17 protein-coding genes are annotated in these 15,535 nt (G+C 67.2%); 10 read left to right on the top strand and 7 right to left on the bottom strand.

Annotated elements, in window-relative coordinates; translation table 11 throughout:
* Positions 1–15: 15 nt before the first annotated feature.
* The 3 genes from WS95_RS26045 to WS95_RS26035 all read right to left on the bottom strand — a co-directional run bounded on the left by WS95_RS26045 (position 16) and on the right by WS95_RS26035 (position 3,101).
* A complete protein-coding gene (locus WS95_RS26045; protein ID WP_034208869.1) occupies positions 16–318 on the bottom strand; it encodes a hypothetical protein in 303 nt (100 codons plus the stop codon).
* Between the two features lie 87 nt (positions 319–405).
* Positions 406–1,560, bottom strand: a complete 1,155-nt coding sequence (locus WS95_RS26040; protein WP_034208870.1) for a branched-chain amino acid ABC transporter substrate-binding protein — start codon at positions 1,558–1,560, stop codon at positions 406–408.
* A 641-nt stretch (positions 1,561–2,201) separates the two neighbouring features.
* On the bottom strand, positions 2,202–3,101 hold the full coding sequence (locus WS95_RS26035; RefSeq protein ID WP_034208871.1) for a DMT family transporter: 900 nt from the start codon (positions 3,099–3,101) through the stop codon (positions 2,202–2,204).
* A gap of 57 nt (positions 3,102–3,158) precedes the next feature.
* On the opposite strand from WS95_RS26035, the gene WS95_RS26030 reads away from it, so the two are divergent.
* From WS95_RS26030 to WS95_RS26015, 4 genes are all read left to right on the top strand, one after another.
* The gene (locus WS95_RS26030) at positions 3,159–4,136 is read left to right on the top strand and encodes a LysR substrate-binding domain-containing protein (RefSeq protein WP_059826890.1); all 978 of its coding nucleotides are present in this window, start codon (positions 3,159–3,161) and stop codon (positions 4,134–4,136) included.
* 219 nt (positions 4,137–4,355) lie between these two features.
* Positions 4,356–5,024: a hypothetical protein gene (locus WS95_RS26025; protein WP_034208873.1), complete on the top strand. Its 669-nt coding sequence runs from the start codon at positions 4,356–4,358 to the stop codon at positions 5,022–5,024.
* Between the two features lie 58 nt (positions 5,025–5,082).
* Positions 5,083–5,550, top strand: coding sequence for a hypothetical protein (locus tag WS95_RS26020; RefSeq protein WP_059826888.1), 468 nt, complete (start codon positions 5,083–5,085; stop codon positions 5,548–5,550).
* 226 nt (positions 5,551–5,776) lie between these two features.
* Positions 5,777–6,241, top strand: coding sequence for a hypothetical protein (locus WS95_RS26015; RefSeq protein WP_034208875.1), 465 nt, complete (start codon positions 5,777–5,779; stop codon positions 6,239–6,241).
* 212 nt (positions 6,242–6,453) lie between these two features.
* Here WS95_RS26015 and WS95_RS26010 read toward each other — a convergent pair whose 3' ends face one another.
* The 3 genes from WS95_RS26010 to WS95_RS26000 all read right to left on the bottom strand — a co-directional run bounded on the left by WS95_RS26010 (position 6,454) and on the right by WS95_RS26000 (position 10,307).
* Positions 6,454–7,626 (bottom strand): porin, encoded by a 1,173-nt coding sequence (locus WS95_RS26010; protein ID WP_059826886.1) that lies wholly within the window; start codon positions 7,624–7,626, stop codon positions 6,454–6,456.
* A 192-nt stretch (positions 7,627–7,818) separates the two neighbouring features.
* A complete protein-coding gene (locus WS95_RS26005) occupies positions 7,819–8,331 on the bottom strand; it encodes a DUF4262 domain-containing protein (protein ID WP_059826885.1) in 513 nt (170 codons plus the stop codon).
* A gap of 122 nt (positions 8,332–8,453) precedes the next feature.
* Positions 8,454–10,307, bottom strand: coding sequence for an ABC transporter ATP-binding protein (locus WS95_RS26000; protein WP_059826960.1), 1,854 nt, complete (start codon positions 10,305–10,307; stop codon positions 8,454–8,456).
* 291 nt (positions 10,308–10,598) lie between these two features.
* On the opposite strand from WS95_RS26000, the gene WS95_RS25995 reads away from it, so the two are divergent.
* From WS95_RS25995 to WS95_RS25970, 6 genes are all read left to right on the top strand, one after another.
* On the top strand, positions 10,599–11,165 hold the full coding sequence (locus WS95_RS25995; protein WP_059781952.1) for a TetR/AcrR family transcriptional regulator: 567 nt from the start codon (positions 10,599–10,601) through the stop codon (positions 11,163–11,165).
* Positions 11,166–11,389: 224 nt separating this feature from the next.
* Entirely contained in the window at positions 11,390–11,815 is a 426-nt protein-coding gene (locus WS95_RS25990) for an organic hydroperoxide resistance protein (protein ID WP_034208878.1), read from the top strand.
* Between the two features lie 58 nt (positions 11,816–11,873).
* A complete protein-coding gene (locus WS95_RS25985; protein ID WP_059826883.1) occupies positions 11,874–12,908 on the top strand; it encodes an alpha/beta hydrolase in 1,035 nt (344 codons plus the stop codon).
* 261 nt (positions 12,909–13,169) lie between these two features.
* The gene (locus WS95_RS25980) at positions 13,170–13,541 is read left to right on the top strand and encodes a CidA/LrgA family protein (RefSeq protein WP_059826881.1); all 372 of its coding nucleotides are present in this window, start codon (positions 13,170–13,172) and stop codon (positions 13,539–13,541) included.
* Positions 13,538–14,272 (top strand): LrgB family protein, encoded by a 735-nt coding sequence (locus tag WS95_RS25975; protein WP_059826879.1) that lies wholly within the window; start codon positions 13,538–13,540, stop codon positions 14,270–14,272. Before WS95_RS25980 ends, WS95_RS25975 begins: the two co-directional genes overlap by 4 nt.
* Before the next feature lie 222 nt (positions 14,273–14,494).
* Entirely contained in the window at positions 14,495–14,800 is a 306-nt protein-coding gene (locus tag WS95_RS25970; RefSeq protein ID WP_059826878.1) for a hypothetical protein, read from the top strand.
* A 90-nt stretch (positions 14,801–14,890) separates the two neighbouring features.
* Here the strand turns inward: WS95_RS25970 and wrbA are convergent, their stop codons facing one another.
* The gene (gene wrbA, locus WS95_RS25965) at positions 14,891–15,493 is read right to left on the bottom strand and encodes an NAD(P)H:quinone oxidoreductase (RefSeq protein ID WP_059826877.1); all 603 of its coding nucleotides are present in this window, start codon (positions 15,491–15,493) and stop codon (positions 14,891–14,893) included.
* Positions 15,494–15,535 lie beyond the last annotated feature (42 nt).

The raw sequence follows: 15,535 nt of genomic DNA, 5'->3' as shown, positions 1-15,535 counted from the left end.
CTTCGCCGGCGCGGGTCAGGCGTCGGCTTTCGCCGTCTTCCGCGACCGCGGTTTGTCCGCTGCGGGCAGCACGCCGATGCCGCGCGGCCGTTTCGGCTCGATCCGCATTTGCCGGATCACGCGCCGGAAGTCGATCTCGTGCGCGGCCAGCGTGCCGATCAGTTTCGCGATGACCGCGAGGTGGGAAGGGACGGTGCCCTTGCTCGAATAGTTCGTGATGGAGCTTTCGTTCATCCGGATCAGGCGGGCGAACTCGCGCGCCGTCAACTGCGCCTTCTTCAACTCCTGTTGGAATTCCGCATACGCCATTGCACACATGATGCTTCGTCTCCGTGAATCAGAATTCGGCCCGCGCGGCGCCGACGCCGACGGGTGGCGTTCCCGTCGTGCCGGCGCCGCGTCGGGTTACATCTTCACCTGGTCGAGGAAGGTCTTCTTGCCGCTCTTGTAGCCGTAGATCGAGATGACGCCGTGCGTCAGGTCGCCCTTCGAGTCGAACGTCGTCGTGCCGATCACGCCGTCGTACTTCGTCGCCGGCATCGCCGCGAGGATCTTCGCCGGGTCGGTCGAGTTCGCACGCTTCATCGCGTCGACCGCGATATAGACCGCGTCATACGCGAACGGCGCGTCGAACTTGATGCCCTGGTTGAAGCGCTTCTGGTACTTCGCGAGGAAGTCCGCGCCGCCCGGCATCTTCTCGAGCGCCGCGCCGGCCTGCGAGCACAGCACGTTGTCGGCCGCCGGGCCGGCCAGTTCAGCCAGCGAGTCGGTGCACACGCCGTCGCCGGACAGGATCTTCGCGCGCAGGCCGAGCTGCTTCGCCTGCTTCGCGAGCGGGCCGCCGGTGGCGTCCATGCCGCCGTACATGATCGCGTCGGGGTTCTCGCCCTTGACCTTCGTCAGGATCGCGCGGAAGTCGACCGCCTTGTCGTTGGTCGCGTCGTGCGACAGCACCTTCAGGCCGAGCGCCTTCGCCTTCTTCTCGAACTCGTTCGCGAGGCCCTGGCCGTACGCGGTCGAGTCGTCGATCACCGCGACGCTCTTCACGCCCTTCGATTGCGCATAGCTCGCGAGCGCCGGGCCCTGCTGCGCGTCGGTCGCGACGACGCGGTAGGTCGTCTTGAAGCCCTGCTGCGTGTAGGTCGGGTTCGTGGCCGACGGCGAGATCTGCACGATGCCCGCGTCGCTGTAGATTTTCGAGGCCGGGATCGACGTGCCCGAATTCAGGTGGCCGATGACGGCGACGACCTTGTCGTCGACGAGCTTCTGCGCAACCTGCGTCGCCTGGCGCGGGTCGGCCGCGTCATCCTGCGCGTCGAGTTGCAGCGTGATCTTCTTGCCGCCGATCGTCAGCCCCTTCGCGTTGATTTCCTCGACCGCGAGGCGCGCGCCGTTCTCGTTGTCCTTGCCGAGGTGCGAGATGCCGCCCGTCGTCGGTTCGACGCTGCCGATCTTCACGACCTGGTCGGCCATCGCGCTCGACGCCGCCGCGAACGCGGCGGCAGCCAGTGCAACGGTGATCAGGGGTTTGCAGCGCATGCCGACAGTGCTTCGTTCCATCTGCCATCTCCGAATTGAATGTCTTTCTATTGACGTCTCGACCGGCCGGCCGCGGGCCGGGGCGATCGGACGATTTTCCATACCCGTCACGGGCGTCGCTTGCACGGTGTCCGGCCGGGTGACCTGCCGCCCGGGCGAGCGGGCGGGTGCCGCACGCCATGCAATTCGTATGAATATATCGGAACCCGCTTCCGTGTGCTGCGGCGCACTGCATGGCGGACCGCTGCGGCATGCGCCAGCGCGCGGATGTCGAGGCTTCCGGATACCGCAGATCATGCGCCGCGGCGGCCCCCGGATTGCGGTTCGCTGTCGTTGGCCTTACGGCCGCATCCATTATTCGGCCGGTTGCCTCGGCGAAGCCATGGACACTGGCGCCCGGTCAATCGGGAACTGTTCGGTCGATTTGTCTGCACAGTTTGGTCAATGGCGAACGGCGTATCCGGTTTCGTGGTCATGCTCCATCGAGCGCGATCGCCGTCGTTATGCAACTAACGGTCAAGTTCGGCCGCGCCGGCAAGTGGGTGGCGATTACACCGACCGAACCATCCATCGAGATCGGCAGAGACGGGGGCCGCTTTGGGGCCGGCGTCGCGGCAAATCCGGAGCGTCGCGTCGGCCGCGCCATTCGCCGCACGCTGACCCTACGACCGTCCGCGCCATGCGACGACGACCACGCCGACGATCGCCAGCAGGCCGCCGCACGCCGTCGCGATGCCCGGCCGCTCGCCGGTCAGCACCACCGACAGCAGCGTCGCGACCGCCGGCGTCAGGTAGAGAAAGTTGGCCGCGCGCGCCGCGCCGAAGTAGCCGAGCGCGAAGGTCCAGGTCGCGTAACCGAGCGCGGCGGGAAAGACGCCGAGTACGATGACGGCCAGCGCCGTGTCGCGCGACCCGTCGCCGAGCGACACGAGCGCGCCGGGCAGCCAGGGCGCGAGCAACACCGCGCCGGCCAGCAGCGTGTACGCGGTGCACGGCAGCGCGCCGTACACGGGAATCAGCCGCCGCTGCAACACGAAATAGCTGGCCGAACACAGCGCCGCGCCGAGGATCAGCGTGCTGCCCGAGCCGAGGACGAGGCCGCCGGGCTGCCCTTGCGCGATCACCGCGATGCCGGCGAGGCTGACCAGCGAACCGAGCCAGCCCCAGCGATTGAAGCGCTCGCGCAGAAACGCGGCGGCCAGCAATGCGGTGAAGATCGGCAGCGTGTTCACGATGAAACTCGCCGCGCCGGCCGACACGGTCCGTTCGCCGGTATTGAGCAGTGCGTTGTAGAGCGCGATGCCGAGCAGGCCGCACGCGAGAAAGCGCCACGCATCGCCTTTCGCCGGCAGCGGCGGCCGTCGCCAGGCGAGCCACGCGATCACGAGCAACGCGGCGGTCGCGAAGCGCGCGGCCGCGAGCTGCAGCGGCGCGAGGCCATGCAGGCCGATCCGGATGAACGGGAACGCGGACGCCCACGAGACGATCGTGAACGCGACCGCGGCTGCCGCGACGAGCGGTTGTCGCGCGCCGCGCGACGTCGGTGAAGAAAGGGTATTCATGCGGCCATGGTGCAGCGTGGCGAGATGTTAAGCTAGCGCACAGATCAACACCCGGATATGAATATGGCTCACAGCTCGGGATCGCGGCGGGCCGACGGCTCGGCGCGTGCGCGTCAGGCGGCCGGCGGGCTGTCGGCCGCCGCGCCGATGCCGGGCCCGCGGCCGCCGCTCGCGAGCCTGGAGACGGTCTGCACGGTGGCGCGCGAGGGTTCGTTTCTCGCGGCCGCCGACGTTTCCGGCGTCACGCACGGCGCGATCAGCCGCCGGGTGGCCGCCGTGGAAAACTGGCTCGGGATGGCGCTGTTCGAGCGGCATGCGCGCGGCGTGCGCCTGACGCCGGACGGGCAGCGCTTCGTCGGCCGGATCGAGCAGGCGTTCGCGATCATCGACGGCGCGGCCGATCAGTGGCGCACGCCGCGCACGCCGCGGCTGGTCCGGATGAGCGTGGTGCCCGCGTTCGCGCAGCTGTGGCTGCTGGAGCGGCAGCAGGCGCTCGAGAACGAAGCGCCCGCGTTGCGCATCGAGCTCGGTATCGAGCTGCGCAACGTGGATATCGCCGGCGGCGAAGCGGATCTGTCGATCCGGTACGGGCGCGGCAACTGGCGTCGGCTCGACACTCGCCCATTCATGCCGGAGCGGCTGTATCCGGTCGCGCATCCGCGGCTCGCCGCGCAACTGGCCAGGATGCGCCGCGCAACGGGCGACGCCGCGCTGCTCGACATGCCGTTGCTGCACGATTCCGACGTGACCGGCTGGCGCACGTGGTTCGATGCGCTCGGCATTCCGTTCAAGCCGCGCGCGCAGGATCGCCGGTTCGAGGATTACAACCTCGTGCTGGCGGCGGCCGAAGCGGGGCTGGGCGTGGCGCTTGCGCGAACGCCGCTGGCGGATGCGTATCTGCAGCGCAGCGCGCTCGTGCGCGTGAGCCGTCACGAGGTCGATTCGCCGCTCAGCTATCACTTCGTGCACGCGAAGGGCGAGAATCGGCCGGAGGTTCTCGCGTTGATGGAACGGATGGTGAAGGCGCTGCGCTAGCGCGCACCCGGCGGTTCGCGCAGGCGGCCGCTTCGGCACGCGCGTCACGCATGCGACGGGCCGCCCGTTCCGTTCGTTCGGCCCCCGCGCCGAATCGTTACAATGCAGCCGCGGAAAACGGCGAGATCGCCGCAGTGAAGCGGAATCGCGCCTTTGCCCGACGGCAGGGCAATCACCAACCATTGCAGTACGGGTTCAAATTTGCACAAAAGGGAACCGATGAATAGACCAGACAAATCGTCGAAAGCGCGTGCGGCGCTGGATCAACTTTTTTCCGGCCTGGCGCCTGCGGACGCGAAGCGCGCATCGCCGCGTCCGGGCAATCCGTTCGAAGCGGACGACGAGGTGTCGAGTGCATCCGGCGGTCGCGGCGGAGTGGAAGTCACGCTGTCGACCCGCATCCAGCTGCGCGGTTATCCGAGCGCGGACGCGTTCATGAAACGCATGGCCGAAGCGTGGGGCCTCGAGTGGGGCACCTACGACAGCGTCCGCGCGGTGGCGACGCTGCCTGCCGGATGGCGCTCGCGCCGGCTTCCGGAGGTCACGCAGATCGTCGACGAACGCGACGTGCTGCGCGCCGAGAGCAGCCTGCAGGGCGGCGAGATGTCGTATCTGAAGGTGCATCCGCGCTACTACATCGATGCGCGCAAGCGTTTCGGCTGGACGAAGTCGTCGAAGGCATCCGACGATCCGGATCTCGACGGCCCCGACTGGAACTGCTTCGTGGTCGATCGGGAAAAGTCCGTCGAAGTGCATGAGCTGACGACGTCGTCGTTGAAGGCCGACATGGATAATGCGCGGGCGACGCTGCTGAAATGGCTCGACGAGCACTATCCGAAACATCGCGACCCGTTTGCGTACTGGTCGGACTGCGAAGGGGCGTCGTAAGCCGGGTTTGCACGGCGGTTCGCTCGATGCATCGACCGGCCCGCCACGAGGACGACCATTGAAACGAGCGAATGGGGTCTCGATGCTCTGGGCGGCGTTCGGCGCGGCGGTCGGATCGACCGTCGTCGAGTTGCTGCTCTGGGCAATCGCCGGCGACGACGCCGTCCGAAATCTATTGCGCGACGCACGCCTCACGGCCGCGATCGTGATGGGGCGAAGCGTGCTCGATACGTCCGGCGGCTTCGATCCGCTGGTCATGGGCGTGGCGACGTTCGTGCATGCGGCGCTTTCGCTCATCTATGCGGCCGCGGTGGCGCGGCTGGTCCGCAGTCTGTCGTGTGTGGCCGCGCTGCTTGCGGGCGGCGCGTTCGGGCTTCTGCTGTACGGCGTGAACCTCTACGGCTTCACGGCGATCTTTCCGTGGTTCATCCCGGTGCGCGGCGCGATCACGCTGATCGCCCATCTGGTATTCGGGATGACGGCAGCCTCTATCTATTGCGTGGCCCGACGTCACGCCACGCGCTGATCCCGGCATCGATTGCCCGGGATGTCCGCGACGGGCATCCGTATCCCGACCCCTGGAATAACCGGCCGCGCTGGGTCGTTTAGCCGTCAGGAGACCCCTGTACGACGCGAAGCGGCGGCGAGCGGCGATCGCCGCGCGACGAATCGTGCGCAAGCAAAACGGTGCACGGGCGTCGTTGGCGACGCTCGGGATCAATGGGTCGGGGGCAACGACGCAGGAGCCGATCATGTGCATCTCGTTTCGATCCGTGACAGCCATCGTCTGTCTCGGCTTTGCCGCGTCCGTCTTCGCGCAAACGACTGACGATCCAGCGGCGAACGGCACGAACTGCCGTGCGGTCGTCGCGCAGGCGGACATCGACGGCACGGAGCAGCAGATCGTGGGGCGCGCGTGTCTGCAAGACGACGGGACGTGGCAGATCGTGCAAAACGCCGACGGCAGCGTGCTGTGGTACCCGGTGGCAGCCTATCCGTATGCCGATCCGTGGTACTGGGGGCCGCCGTTGTTCATCGGCGCGGGCGTGAGCTTCGTCTTCGTCGATCGCTTCCGTCGTTTTCACCACTTCGATCACGTCGATCACTTCAATCCGATCGGACATCGCCGCTTCGGCGTGCCGATGGGCGCGGGGTTCCATCACGGTCCGTTCCCGGTTGGTGCGGGGCACGGGCTGGGTGGCATGCGGCGACATTAGGCCGATGATTGGACCGGTGTTGCGACGCCTGTTCGACCCTGAAAGGTCGGCATCGGGATCGCCTTCTGGACATTGAACGCGTTGCGTCGTCCCCATACCGTCGGCATGCCGGGCTCCTCGTGTCGTGACGAACGTGAAGGTGGGCAGTGTAAACGCCGCAGGCGCGCACCGCGGTGCGCGCCTGTCACGACGATCGTCGTGCGACGTAGCGATCAGAATTTGTGGCGAATGCCGACGATCGCGAGTTCCTGCGTATCGGTGCCGGCGTTCACGCCGTACGAGCCGACCGATGCGGCGGCCTTCACGATCTTGCCGCTCGCGTCGAGCGTATTGCCGCTCGCCTTCTGATAGCCGAACAGCGCATACAGATCGGTGCGCTTCGACAGCGCGTAGTCCGCGCCGAGGTTGACCTGGTTGTAGTGCGCGGAAGCCGGACCCGTCAGCGACGTGTAGTTGTAGCCGACGCCCGCGCGCAACGCCGGCGTGAACTGCCAGTTGAAGAACGCCGAGCCGTTGTTGAACTTCGCGTTCCGGTTGAATGCCGACAGCGTGTCCGCGCCGTATTGCGTATTCGAGTACGCGAGGCCGAAGGTCGCCGGCCCGGCCACGTACTGGCCGGCCACGCGCACGATCTGGATCGACTTCGCGCTCGAGAAGCCCTGGTTGATCACGGTGTTGAACAGCGTGTCCGAGCTGCTCGACCACGTGCGCACGCCACCCGCGACCGTCGTGCCGCCGTTCGCGTAGAAGTAGCCGGCGCCGAGCGACAGCGGGCCGTTCGCGTAGCTCGCGCCGAAGCTGTACGTGCGGCCGCTGCCGGTCGCGCCCGCGACGCCGCCGAAGCCGTACAGCGCGGCGAACTGGAAGCCGGAGATCAGCGGGCTCGTGTATTTCACCGAGTTGCTGACGCGCAGGCTGTTGTCGTAGTTGTCGAGATCGCCCGGCGTCGCGAACACGCCGCCGAAGTAGTTGTCTTCCGTGAGGCCCTGCACGAGATCGACGACCGGATCGTACTGGCGGCCGAGCGTCACGGTGCCGTACGTGCTGCTCGCGAGGCCGACGACGGCCTTGCGGCCGAATTCGCGCTGGCCCTGGCCGAGCGCGCCGGTGCCGATGTTGAAGCCGTTCTCGAGCTGGAACAGCGCGGACAGGCCGCTGCCGAGATCCTCGATGCCGCGCAGCCCCCAGCGGCTGCCCGACAGGTTGCCGCTGCTGAACTTCACGAGGCTCGACGCGTTGCTGCCGTTCGCGTTCTGCGCGTTGTGAACGTACGCGATGCCCGCGTCGGCGATGCCGTACAGCGTGACGCTGCTTTGTGCGTGGGCGCCCGCGGCGACGAGCGCGGCCGGCAGCGCGAGCAGTGCGAATGACCGGATCTGTTTCATGGTTGGATTCCCCCGTTGGTCGATTGGTCTGACGAGCCGGTGAACGATACGGATGGCGTATCGCCAAGGGAACCAATAAATTGTCGGATCGTTATGAGGCGGCGCGGCGATGGATGCGCGCGCAACGGATCGACGAGCGGCGTGCGAATAGCGTGTGCATCGCGTGCGTGCCGCGCGATCCGGCGCGCCAGGTCAGTGGCGCGCGTCGCCCGGTGCGAACAGGCGCGGTTGCGCCGCGTTCAATGCATCGTCCGCTTCCGGCTGCCACGGAAAAATTCCGTTGCGGTCCGGCCACAGCAACTGCACGCACGGGAAGTCGTCGTTGCCGTAGAACCAGCGGTTCCAGCCGAGATGGGCTTCGTAGTGTTTCTTCTCGACCGGCATCAGCAGCGCGTTCGCGTTGCCGTAGACGGCGGCCGTGACTTCGCCGACCGGCGGCGGCGTGCCGGCCGCGACCTTCCGATAGACGTCCCACAGCACGTCATGGACGATGCGCGTCGGCAACGAGAAAACGATGATTTCCGGGAAACCGTGGTTGACCCACAGCCCGGTCGTGAACGAGAAGCCCGGTGCGTCGCCTTCCGCGAATACTTCGGTGCGGAACCATCCGTGCTGGCGAATCTGATGCACGAAGCGCTGCTCGTCTTCCTCGAGCACCGAATCGGGCGCATCGAGCGCGGTCGCGATATCCGGTCGCGTGGTCATGGGAGCTCCTCGGGTATGCGTGGGTCGGTACGAAACCGGGCGATGGCCCCGGCCAGCCGGAACGCGATCGTCGGCGACATTCGCCGCCGATCGATGACCGCCATATTGCCATGGCGGCCGGTCTATTGCGCCACGTCTTCCGCGTCCGCCGTCTCGCCGAGGAATCCGCCGCTCTGGTGCGCCCACAGCGCCGCGTAAATGCCACCTGCCTGCAGCAACTGCTGGTGCGTGCCTTCCTCGACGATGCGCCCTTCGTCGAGCACGATCAGCCGGTCCATCGTGGCGATCGTCGACAGCCGGTGCGCGATCGCGATCACCGTCTTGCCGTGCATCAGACTGTCGAGGCTGCGCTGGATCGCGACTTCGACCTCGGAGTCGAGCGCGCTGGTCGCTTCGTCGAGCACGAGGATCGGCGCGTCCTTGAGCATCACGCGCGCAATCGCGACGCGCTGCCGCTGGCCGCCCGACAGCTTCACGCCGCGCTCGCCGACTTCGACGTCGTAGCCGCTGCGGCCGTGGCGGTCGCGCAGCCGGCCGATGAACTCGGACGCTTCCGCGCGCTCGGCCGCGTCCTGCATCTCGCGCTCGGTCGCGTCGGGGCGGCCGTACAGCAGGTTTTCGCGCATCGTCCGGTGCAGCAGCGACGTATCCTGCGTGACCATCCCGATCGCGCCGCGCAGGCTGTCCTGCGTCACGTGTGCGATGTCCTGCCCGTCGATCCGGATCGTGCCGCCGCCGACGTCGTAGAAGCGCAGCAGCAGGTTCACGAGCGTCGACTTGCCGGCGCCCGAGCGGCCGATCAATCCGATCCGCTCGCCGGGCCGGATCGTCAGGTTCAGCCCGTCGAATACCGCGCGATCGTTGTCCTCGTGCGCGAACTGCACGTTGTCGAACACGATTTCGCCGCGCTGCACCGCGAGCGGCTTCGCATCGGGCGCGTCGACCACGCTGCGCACCTTCGTCAACGTGCTGATGCCGTCCTGGATCGTGCCGACATTCTCGAACAGCTCGGTCATTTCCCACATGATCCAGTGCGAGTAGCTCGACAGGCGTAGCGCCATCGCGATCACGGCCGCGACCACGCCCGCGCTCGCCTCGCCGTGCATCCACAACGCGAGTGCGAGCCCGGCCGAGCCGACCAGCAGCAGCGTCGACAGCAGGTGGTTGACGATCTCGAACGCGCTGACGAGCCGCATCTGCGCGTCGCCGGTCGCCTTGAACGCTTCCATCGCGCGCCGCGCGTGGTCGGCTTCGCGCCGCGTATGCGAGAACAGCTTCACGGTCGTGATGTTCGAATACGCGTCGGTGATGCGGCCCGTCATCAGCGCGCGCGCGTCGGCTTGCCGGCTGCCGATCGCCCCCAGGCGCGGCACGAAATACGCGCACGCCGCGCCGTAGCCGAGCGCCCACAGCGCGAGGGGAATCATCAGCCGCCAGTCGAAGCTGGCGGCGAGCACGAGAATGCCGATCAGATAGGCCGTGACGCCGATCACGACGTCGACCGACATGAACAGCGCGTCGCGCACCGCGAGCGCGGTCTGCATGATCTTGGTCGTCACGCGGCCCGCGAACTCGTTCGCGTAGAACGACAGGCTCTGGTCGAGCATCAGCCGGTGAAACAGCCAGCGCAGCCGCATCGGGAAGTTGATCGCGAGCACCTGGTGCTTGACCATCGTATGCAGCGCGATCAGCAGCGCGCTGCCGGCGAGGATCGCCGCGAAACCGGCGAGCGCGGCGAAGTGGCGGCCGCCGAATTCGGCCGGTGTCGACGACGACAGCCAGTCGACCACGTGCCCCATCATCGCGAACAGCGCGGCTTCGTACGCGGCCAGCGCGGCCGACGTCAGCGCGATCAGCAGGATCCAGCCGCGCGCGCCTTTCGTGCACGCCCGGACGAACGAGAAGAATCCCTTCGGCGGCGTGACGGGATCTTCGAGCGGGAAAGTCGGCAGGCGCCGTTCAAACCACGAATACATCGACTTGTTCTCCTTATACGGCCCGACGCGACGGGCGGGCCGATGGTGCCGGACCGGATGCGATGCGGTCATCGTGTGCCGGCACGTTCCTTTCGGCCGACGGACGTTACGCCGCGATCGCGTGGCCCGGCTCGAAGTGTCGCATCGATTCGACCGCGCTGCAGGCGGGTTGTAAGCCGTCGCCGGCCGTGCGAACGGCGCCGTACTCGCGCATCGGGCTCCCGGGAATGGACATCGCGCCCCTTAAAAAACCCCTTGACTATCTATCTACGAGTAGATAAAGTTCGATCCATGGAAACGAAACCGACCGTCCGCGAACAGATTCTCGACCACGCGATCACGCTGATGATGCAGCGCGGTTACAACGGCTTCAGCTATCGAGACCTGTCCGACCTGGTGGGCGTGAAGACGTCGAGCATCCACTACTACTTCCCGTCGAAGGACGATCTCGTGCTGGAAGCGGTGGCGGCGTACAGCGACGAAGTCCTCGCGGCGGTGCGGGCGATCGATCCGGCGTTGCCGGCCGACGTGAGGCTGAGCCTGTACACGAAGATGTTCGGTCGCACGCTCGGTGACGGCAATCTGATCTGCCTGTGCGGGATGCTCGCGGCCGACATCGAAACGCTGCCGGAGAACGTGCGGCAGGCCGTGCAGGCGTTCTTCACGGCCAACGAGCGCTGGCTCGCGGAATTGCTCGCGCAAGGCGCGAAGGAAGGCACGCTGCAGTTCAGCGGCGAGCCCGACACGGCGGCGCGCACGTTGTACGCGGCGTTTCAGGGCAGCGTGCTGGCCAGCCGGCTGTTTCACACGCGGGCGCGTCTCGAGGACGTCGAGGCCGTCTGGAAAACGCGGTCCTGACGGGCGGCGCAAGCAGTGGGGCGGTTCGCCGCCCTTTTAGTGGATTTTGCTATCTATCATGTAGTAGATAGATGGCTGGCGCAGATGGATCGACCATCTGCATTTTTTGGGGATGTTTATCTATCTATGAGTAGATAAATTGACGCGAGGTCGGCGGAGAAACCGCCGGCACGCGGTCCCCGGTTCGAACGCTGTTTCATTCATTTGCTGAAAAGGAGTCTGTCATGTCGATCGAAAAAGTGCTGTACCGCGCCCATGCAAAAGCCACCGGCGGCCGCGACGGCCGTGCGACGGTGCCCGAAAGCGGTCTCGACCTGAAGCTGACCACGCCGCGCGAGCTCGGCGGCGCGGGCGGGGCGGGCGCGAACCCCGAGCAACTGTTCGCCGCCGGCTACAGCGCGTGTTTCATCGGCGCGATGAAGTTCGTCGCGGCGCGCGACAAGATCGCGATGCCCGCGGACGCCGCGATCGAAGGCAGCGTCGGTATCGGCGCGATCCCGAACGGGTTCGGCATCGAAGTGGAACTGAAGATCTCGCTGCCCGGCCTCGATCGTGACATCGCGCAAACGCTGATCGATCGCGCGCACGTCGTCTGCCCGTACTCGAACGCGACGCGCGGCAACATCGACGTCACGCTTACGCTCGTCTGATCGATCGCACCGCAAAACATTCATCGCCATTCGAAGAAGTCAACCAAGGAGTCGCACCATGAAGATCGTCAAGCCGCTGTTGATCGCCGCCGCCGTTGCAGCCGCGTTGTCCACCGCACCTGCCGCGTTCGCCGCCGGCACCGACGCCGTCCGTCCCGATGCGAAGACGAGCGCGTTCCTCGCCGCGCTGAACGGCCAGAAGGGCCCGGGCCTCGAAACGCTGAGCCCCGCGAAGGCGCGCCAGGTGCTGGTCGACGCGCAGAATGGCGTGAAGGTCGATCTGTCCGGCATCGACGTGTCGAACCGCACGATCGAGCAGGACGGCCTGTCGGTGCCGGTCACGATCGTGCGTCCGCAAGGCGCGACGGGCACGCTGCCGGTATTCGTGTTCATCCACGGCGGCGGCTGGGTGCTCGGCGATTTCCCGACGCACGAGCGCCTCGTGCGCGATCTCGTCGTGCAGTCGGGCGCCGTCGCGGTGTTCGTGAACTACACGCCGTCGCCGGAAGCGCGTTACCCGGTCGCGATCAATCAGGCGTATGCGGCGACCAAGTGGGTGGCCGCGCACGGCGCGGAGATCGGCGTCGACGGCAGCCGCCTCGCGGTGGTCGGCAACAGCGTCGGCGGCAACATGTCGGCCGTCGTCGCGCTGATGGCAAAGGACAAGGGCGGCCCTGCGATCCGTTTCCAGGGGCTGATGTGGCCGGTCACGGATCACGACTTCGACACCGGTTCGTACCGCGCGTATCAGCAGGGCCACTTCCTGACGCGGCCGATGATGAAGTGGTTCTGGGACGCCTATACGAAGAACGAAGCGCAACGCAACGAGATCTACGCGTCGCCGCTGCGCGCGAGCCTCGCGCAGTTGAAGGGGTTGCCGCCCGCGCTGATCCAGGTCGCGCAGTTCGACGTGCTGCGTGACGAAGGCGAAGCATACGGTCGCAAGCTCGACGCGGCCGGCGTGGACGCGACGACCACGCGCTACGACGGCACGATCCATGATTTCGGTCTGCTGAACGCGCTGGCCGACGATGCACCGACGAAGGCCGCGATCAAGGCGATGGCCAATGAAATCGCGACGCGGCTGAAGTAACGCGATCGACGGTCGTTCGAACCCGAACGGCGGGACGGCGGGCACGTGCCCGCCGTTTTCGCATGAAGGAGGGCGTCCCGCTCATGCTCGGCCGCGCGTCGGTCGAAACGGTCGAACGGCGATCGCGCAATCGCACGATCGCGCCCGGCCGCCGGCATTGTTGGTACGATCGCGCGTATCGTTCACGCCGGCGTCGCAATTCGCCGGCTTATCGGCCGTGCGGCTGCACGGCAGCGCGGCCACGTTCGGGAGAAGCGGTTCATGTTGCAGGCGTTCGCGGTCTTGCTGATCTTCCAGTGTCTCGGGGAAGGGGTGTCCTATTTGTTCGGCCTGCCGGTGCCGGGCCCGGTGATCGGCATGCTGCTGCTGTTCGGCTTCGTGATGCTGCGCCCGCAGGTGGCCGATGCGATCGAGCCGACCGCGCTCGAGCTGCTGCGTCACCTGTCGCTGCTGTTCGTGCCGGCCGGCGTCGGCATCATGGTGTCGGCCGACCGCGTGCGCGGCGACGCGGTCGCGGTCGTCGTCGCGCTGGCCGTCAGCACCACGCTCGCGATCGCGGTGACGGCGCTCGTCACGCGTGCGTTGCTGCGACGCCAGCGCCGCGCGAGTGGCACCGCGGAGGGTGCGCAATGACGGCCTTCCCGAAGCTCGGCGCGATCTGGGTCTATCTCGCCGCGAGCCCACTGCTCGGCCTGACCATCACGCTGGTCGCGTATCTGTTCGCCCAGGCCGTCTATGCGCGGGCGCGCTTCAACCCGCTCGCGAATCCGGTGCTGATCGCGGTCGCGGTGATCGTCGTGCTGCTGACGCTCACGCATACGCCGTATCCGACGTATTTCGAAGGCGCGCAGTTCGTCCATTTCCTGCTCGGCCCCGCGACCGTCGCGCTCGCGCTGCCGCTGTACCGCCAGTGGTCGAAGCTGCGGCGCACCGCGCTGCCGTTGCTCGTCGGCCTGCTCGCGGGTTCGCTGACCGCGATCGTGTCGGCGATCGGCATCGCCGCGCTGTTCGGGGCGTCGCATCAGACGATCGCGTCGCTCGCGCCGAAATCGGCGACGACGCCGATCGCGATGGCCGTCGCCGCCGAGATCGGCGGCATTCCGTCGCTCACGGCCGTGCTCGTGATCTCGACCGGGATCTTCGGCGCGGTGTGCGCGCGCGGGATCCTCAATCTGCTGCGGGTCGACGAGCCGGCCGTGCGCGGCTTCGCGCTCGGCGTCGCGTCGCACGGGATCGGCACCGCGCGCGCGTTCCAGGTGAGCGAGGAGGCCGGCGCGTTTGCCGGGCTCGGGATGGGGTTGAACGGCGTGCTGACGGCGTTCGTCGTGCCGATCCTGCTGCCGGTGCTGTCGCGCTGGATCTGAGCGCGCGCCGCCGGGGTATCGGTTTCCCCGATGGCGCGGACGACAGGCCGACGGGATGGCGCTCGCGGCGCGCATGTATCGTCGGCGTTATCAGGAGAATTCAGGAACGCCCAAGGACATTTGCACAGCGATCGGCTAACGTTGCATCGGCGCCGTTGTCGCAAGCCGTCGCGTGCACGCCGGTGTCCGACCCACACTCAACAATCGACAAGGAGATCGGCCATGAAGCAGTCTCGCGTGGTTTCGGTGGCAGTAGCGGTAGCGGCGTCGTTCGGTCTGTTGTTGACCGCCGCGCCGGCGGCATATGCGCAGGACCCGGCGTCCGCGCCGGCGCAGAAGCAGCTCGACAAGGCGCAGAAGAAAGCGGCACGCAAGGCGGCCCGCGCGCGGCACGCGTCGGACCTGAAGGCGATCGGCACCGGCAGCGGCTACCGGTTGACCAACGACCAGAGCAACTATCCGCAGAACGCCGTGCAAAAGGCGCCCGCGACGAAGGCGGCGCCGGCCGCACCGGCTTCGGGCCAGTAACGGTCGAACGCGTTGCACAGGACGAACGGCGCCGGTCGACCCGGCGCCGTTCGTTCATGTGCGGAACTGCGGGGCCGCGGAGCCGCCGCGTTACGACGCGAGCTTGCTCGCGAGTTCCGCCACGTGCTTGCCCTGGTAGCGCGCGATGTCGAGTTCGTTCGCGCTCGGCTGGCGGCTGCCGTCCGTACCCGCGAGCGTGGTCGCGCCGTACGGCGTGCCGCCGGTGATTTCGTTCATGTTGACGAGCCCGCTGCACGCATACGGCACGCCCACGATCACCATCCCGTGATGCAGCAGCGTCGTGTGGAACGACGTGATCGTCGTTTCCTGGCCGCCGTGCTGGGTGCCGGTCGACGCGAACACGCTGCCGATCTTGCCGACGAGTGCGCCTTTCATCCACAGGCCGCCGGTCTGGTCGAGGAACGTGCGCATCTGGCCGGCCATGTTGCCGAAGCGGGTCGGCGTGCCGAAGATGATCGCATCGTAGTCGGCGAGTTCGTCCACCGTGGCGACCGGCGCGGCCTGGTCGACCTTCACGCCGATCGCGCGGGCCTGGTCGACGGGGATCGTTTCCGGCACGCGCTTGAGCGTGACCTCGACGCCGGGCACCGATTTCGCGCCGTCCACGACGTGCTGCGCCATCGTTTCGACGTGCCCGTAGGACGAGTAGTAAAGAACGAGAACCTTGGCCATGTTGCGAATCTCCGATTAAAGGGGCCCCGCGGTCAGCGGGGC

The sequence above is a fragment of the Burkholderia sp. MSMB1826 genome, from assembly GCF_001526325.1.
Lineage (GTDB): Bacteria > Pseudomonadota > Gammaproteobacteria > Burkholderiales > Burkholderiaceae > Burkholderia.
This window is presented reverse-complemented; position numbering and strand designations above follow the sequence as displayed.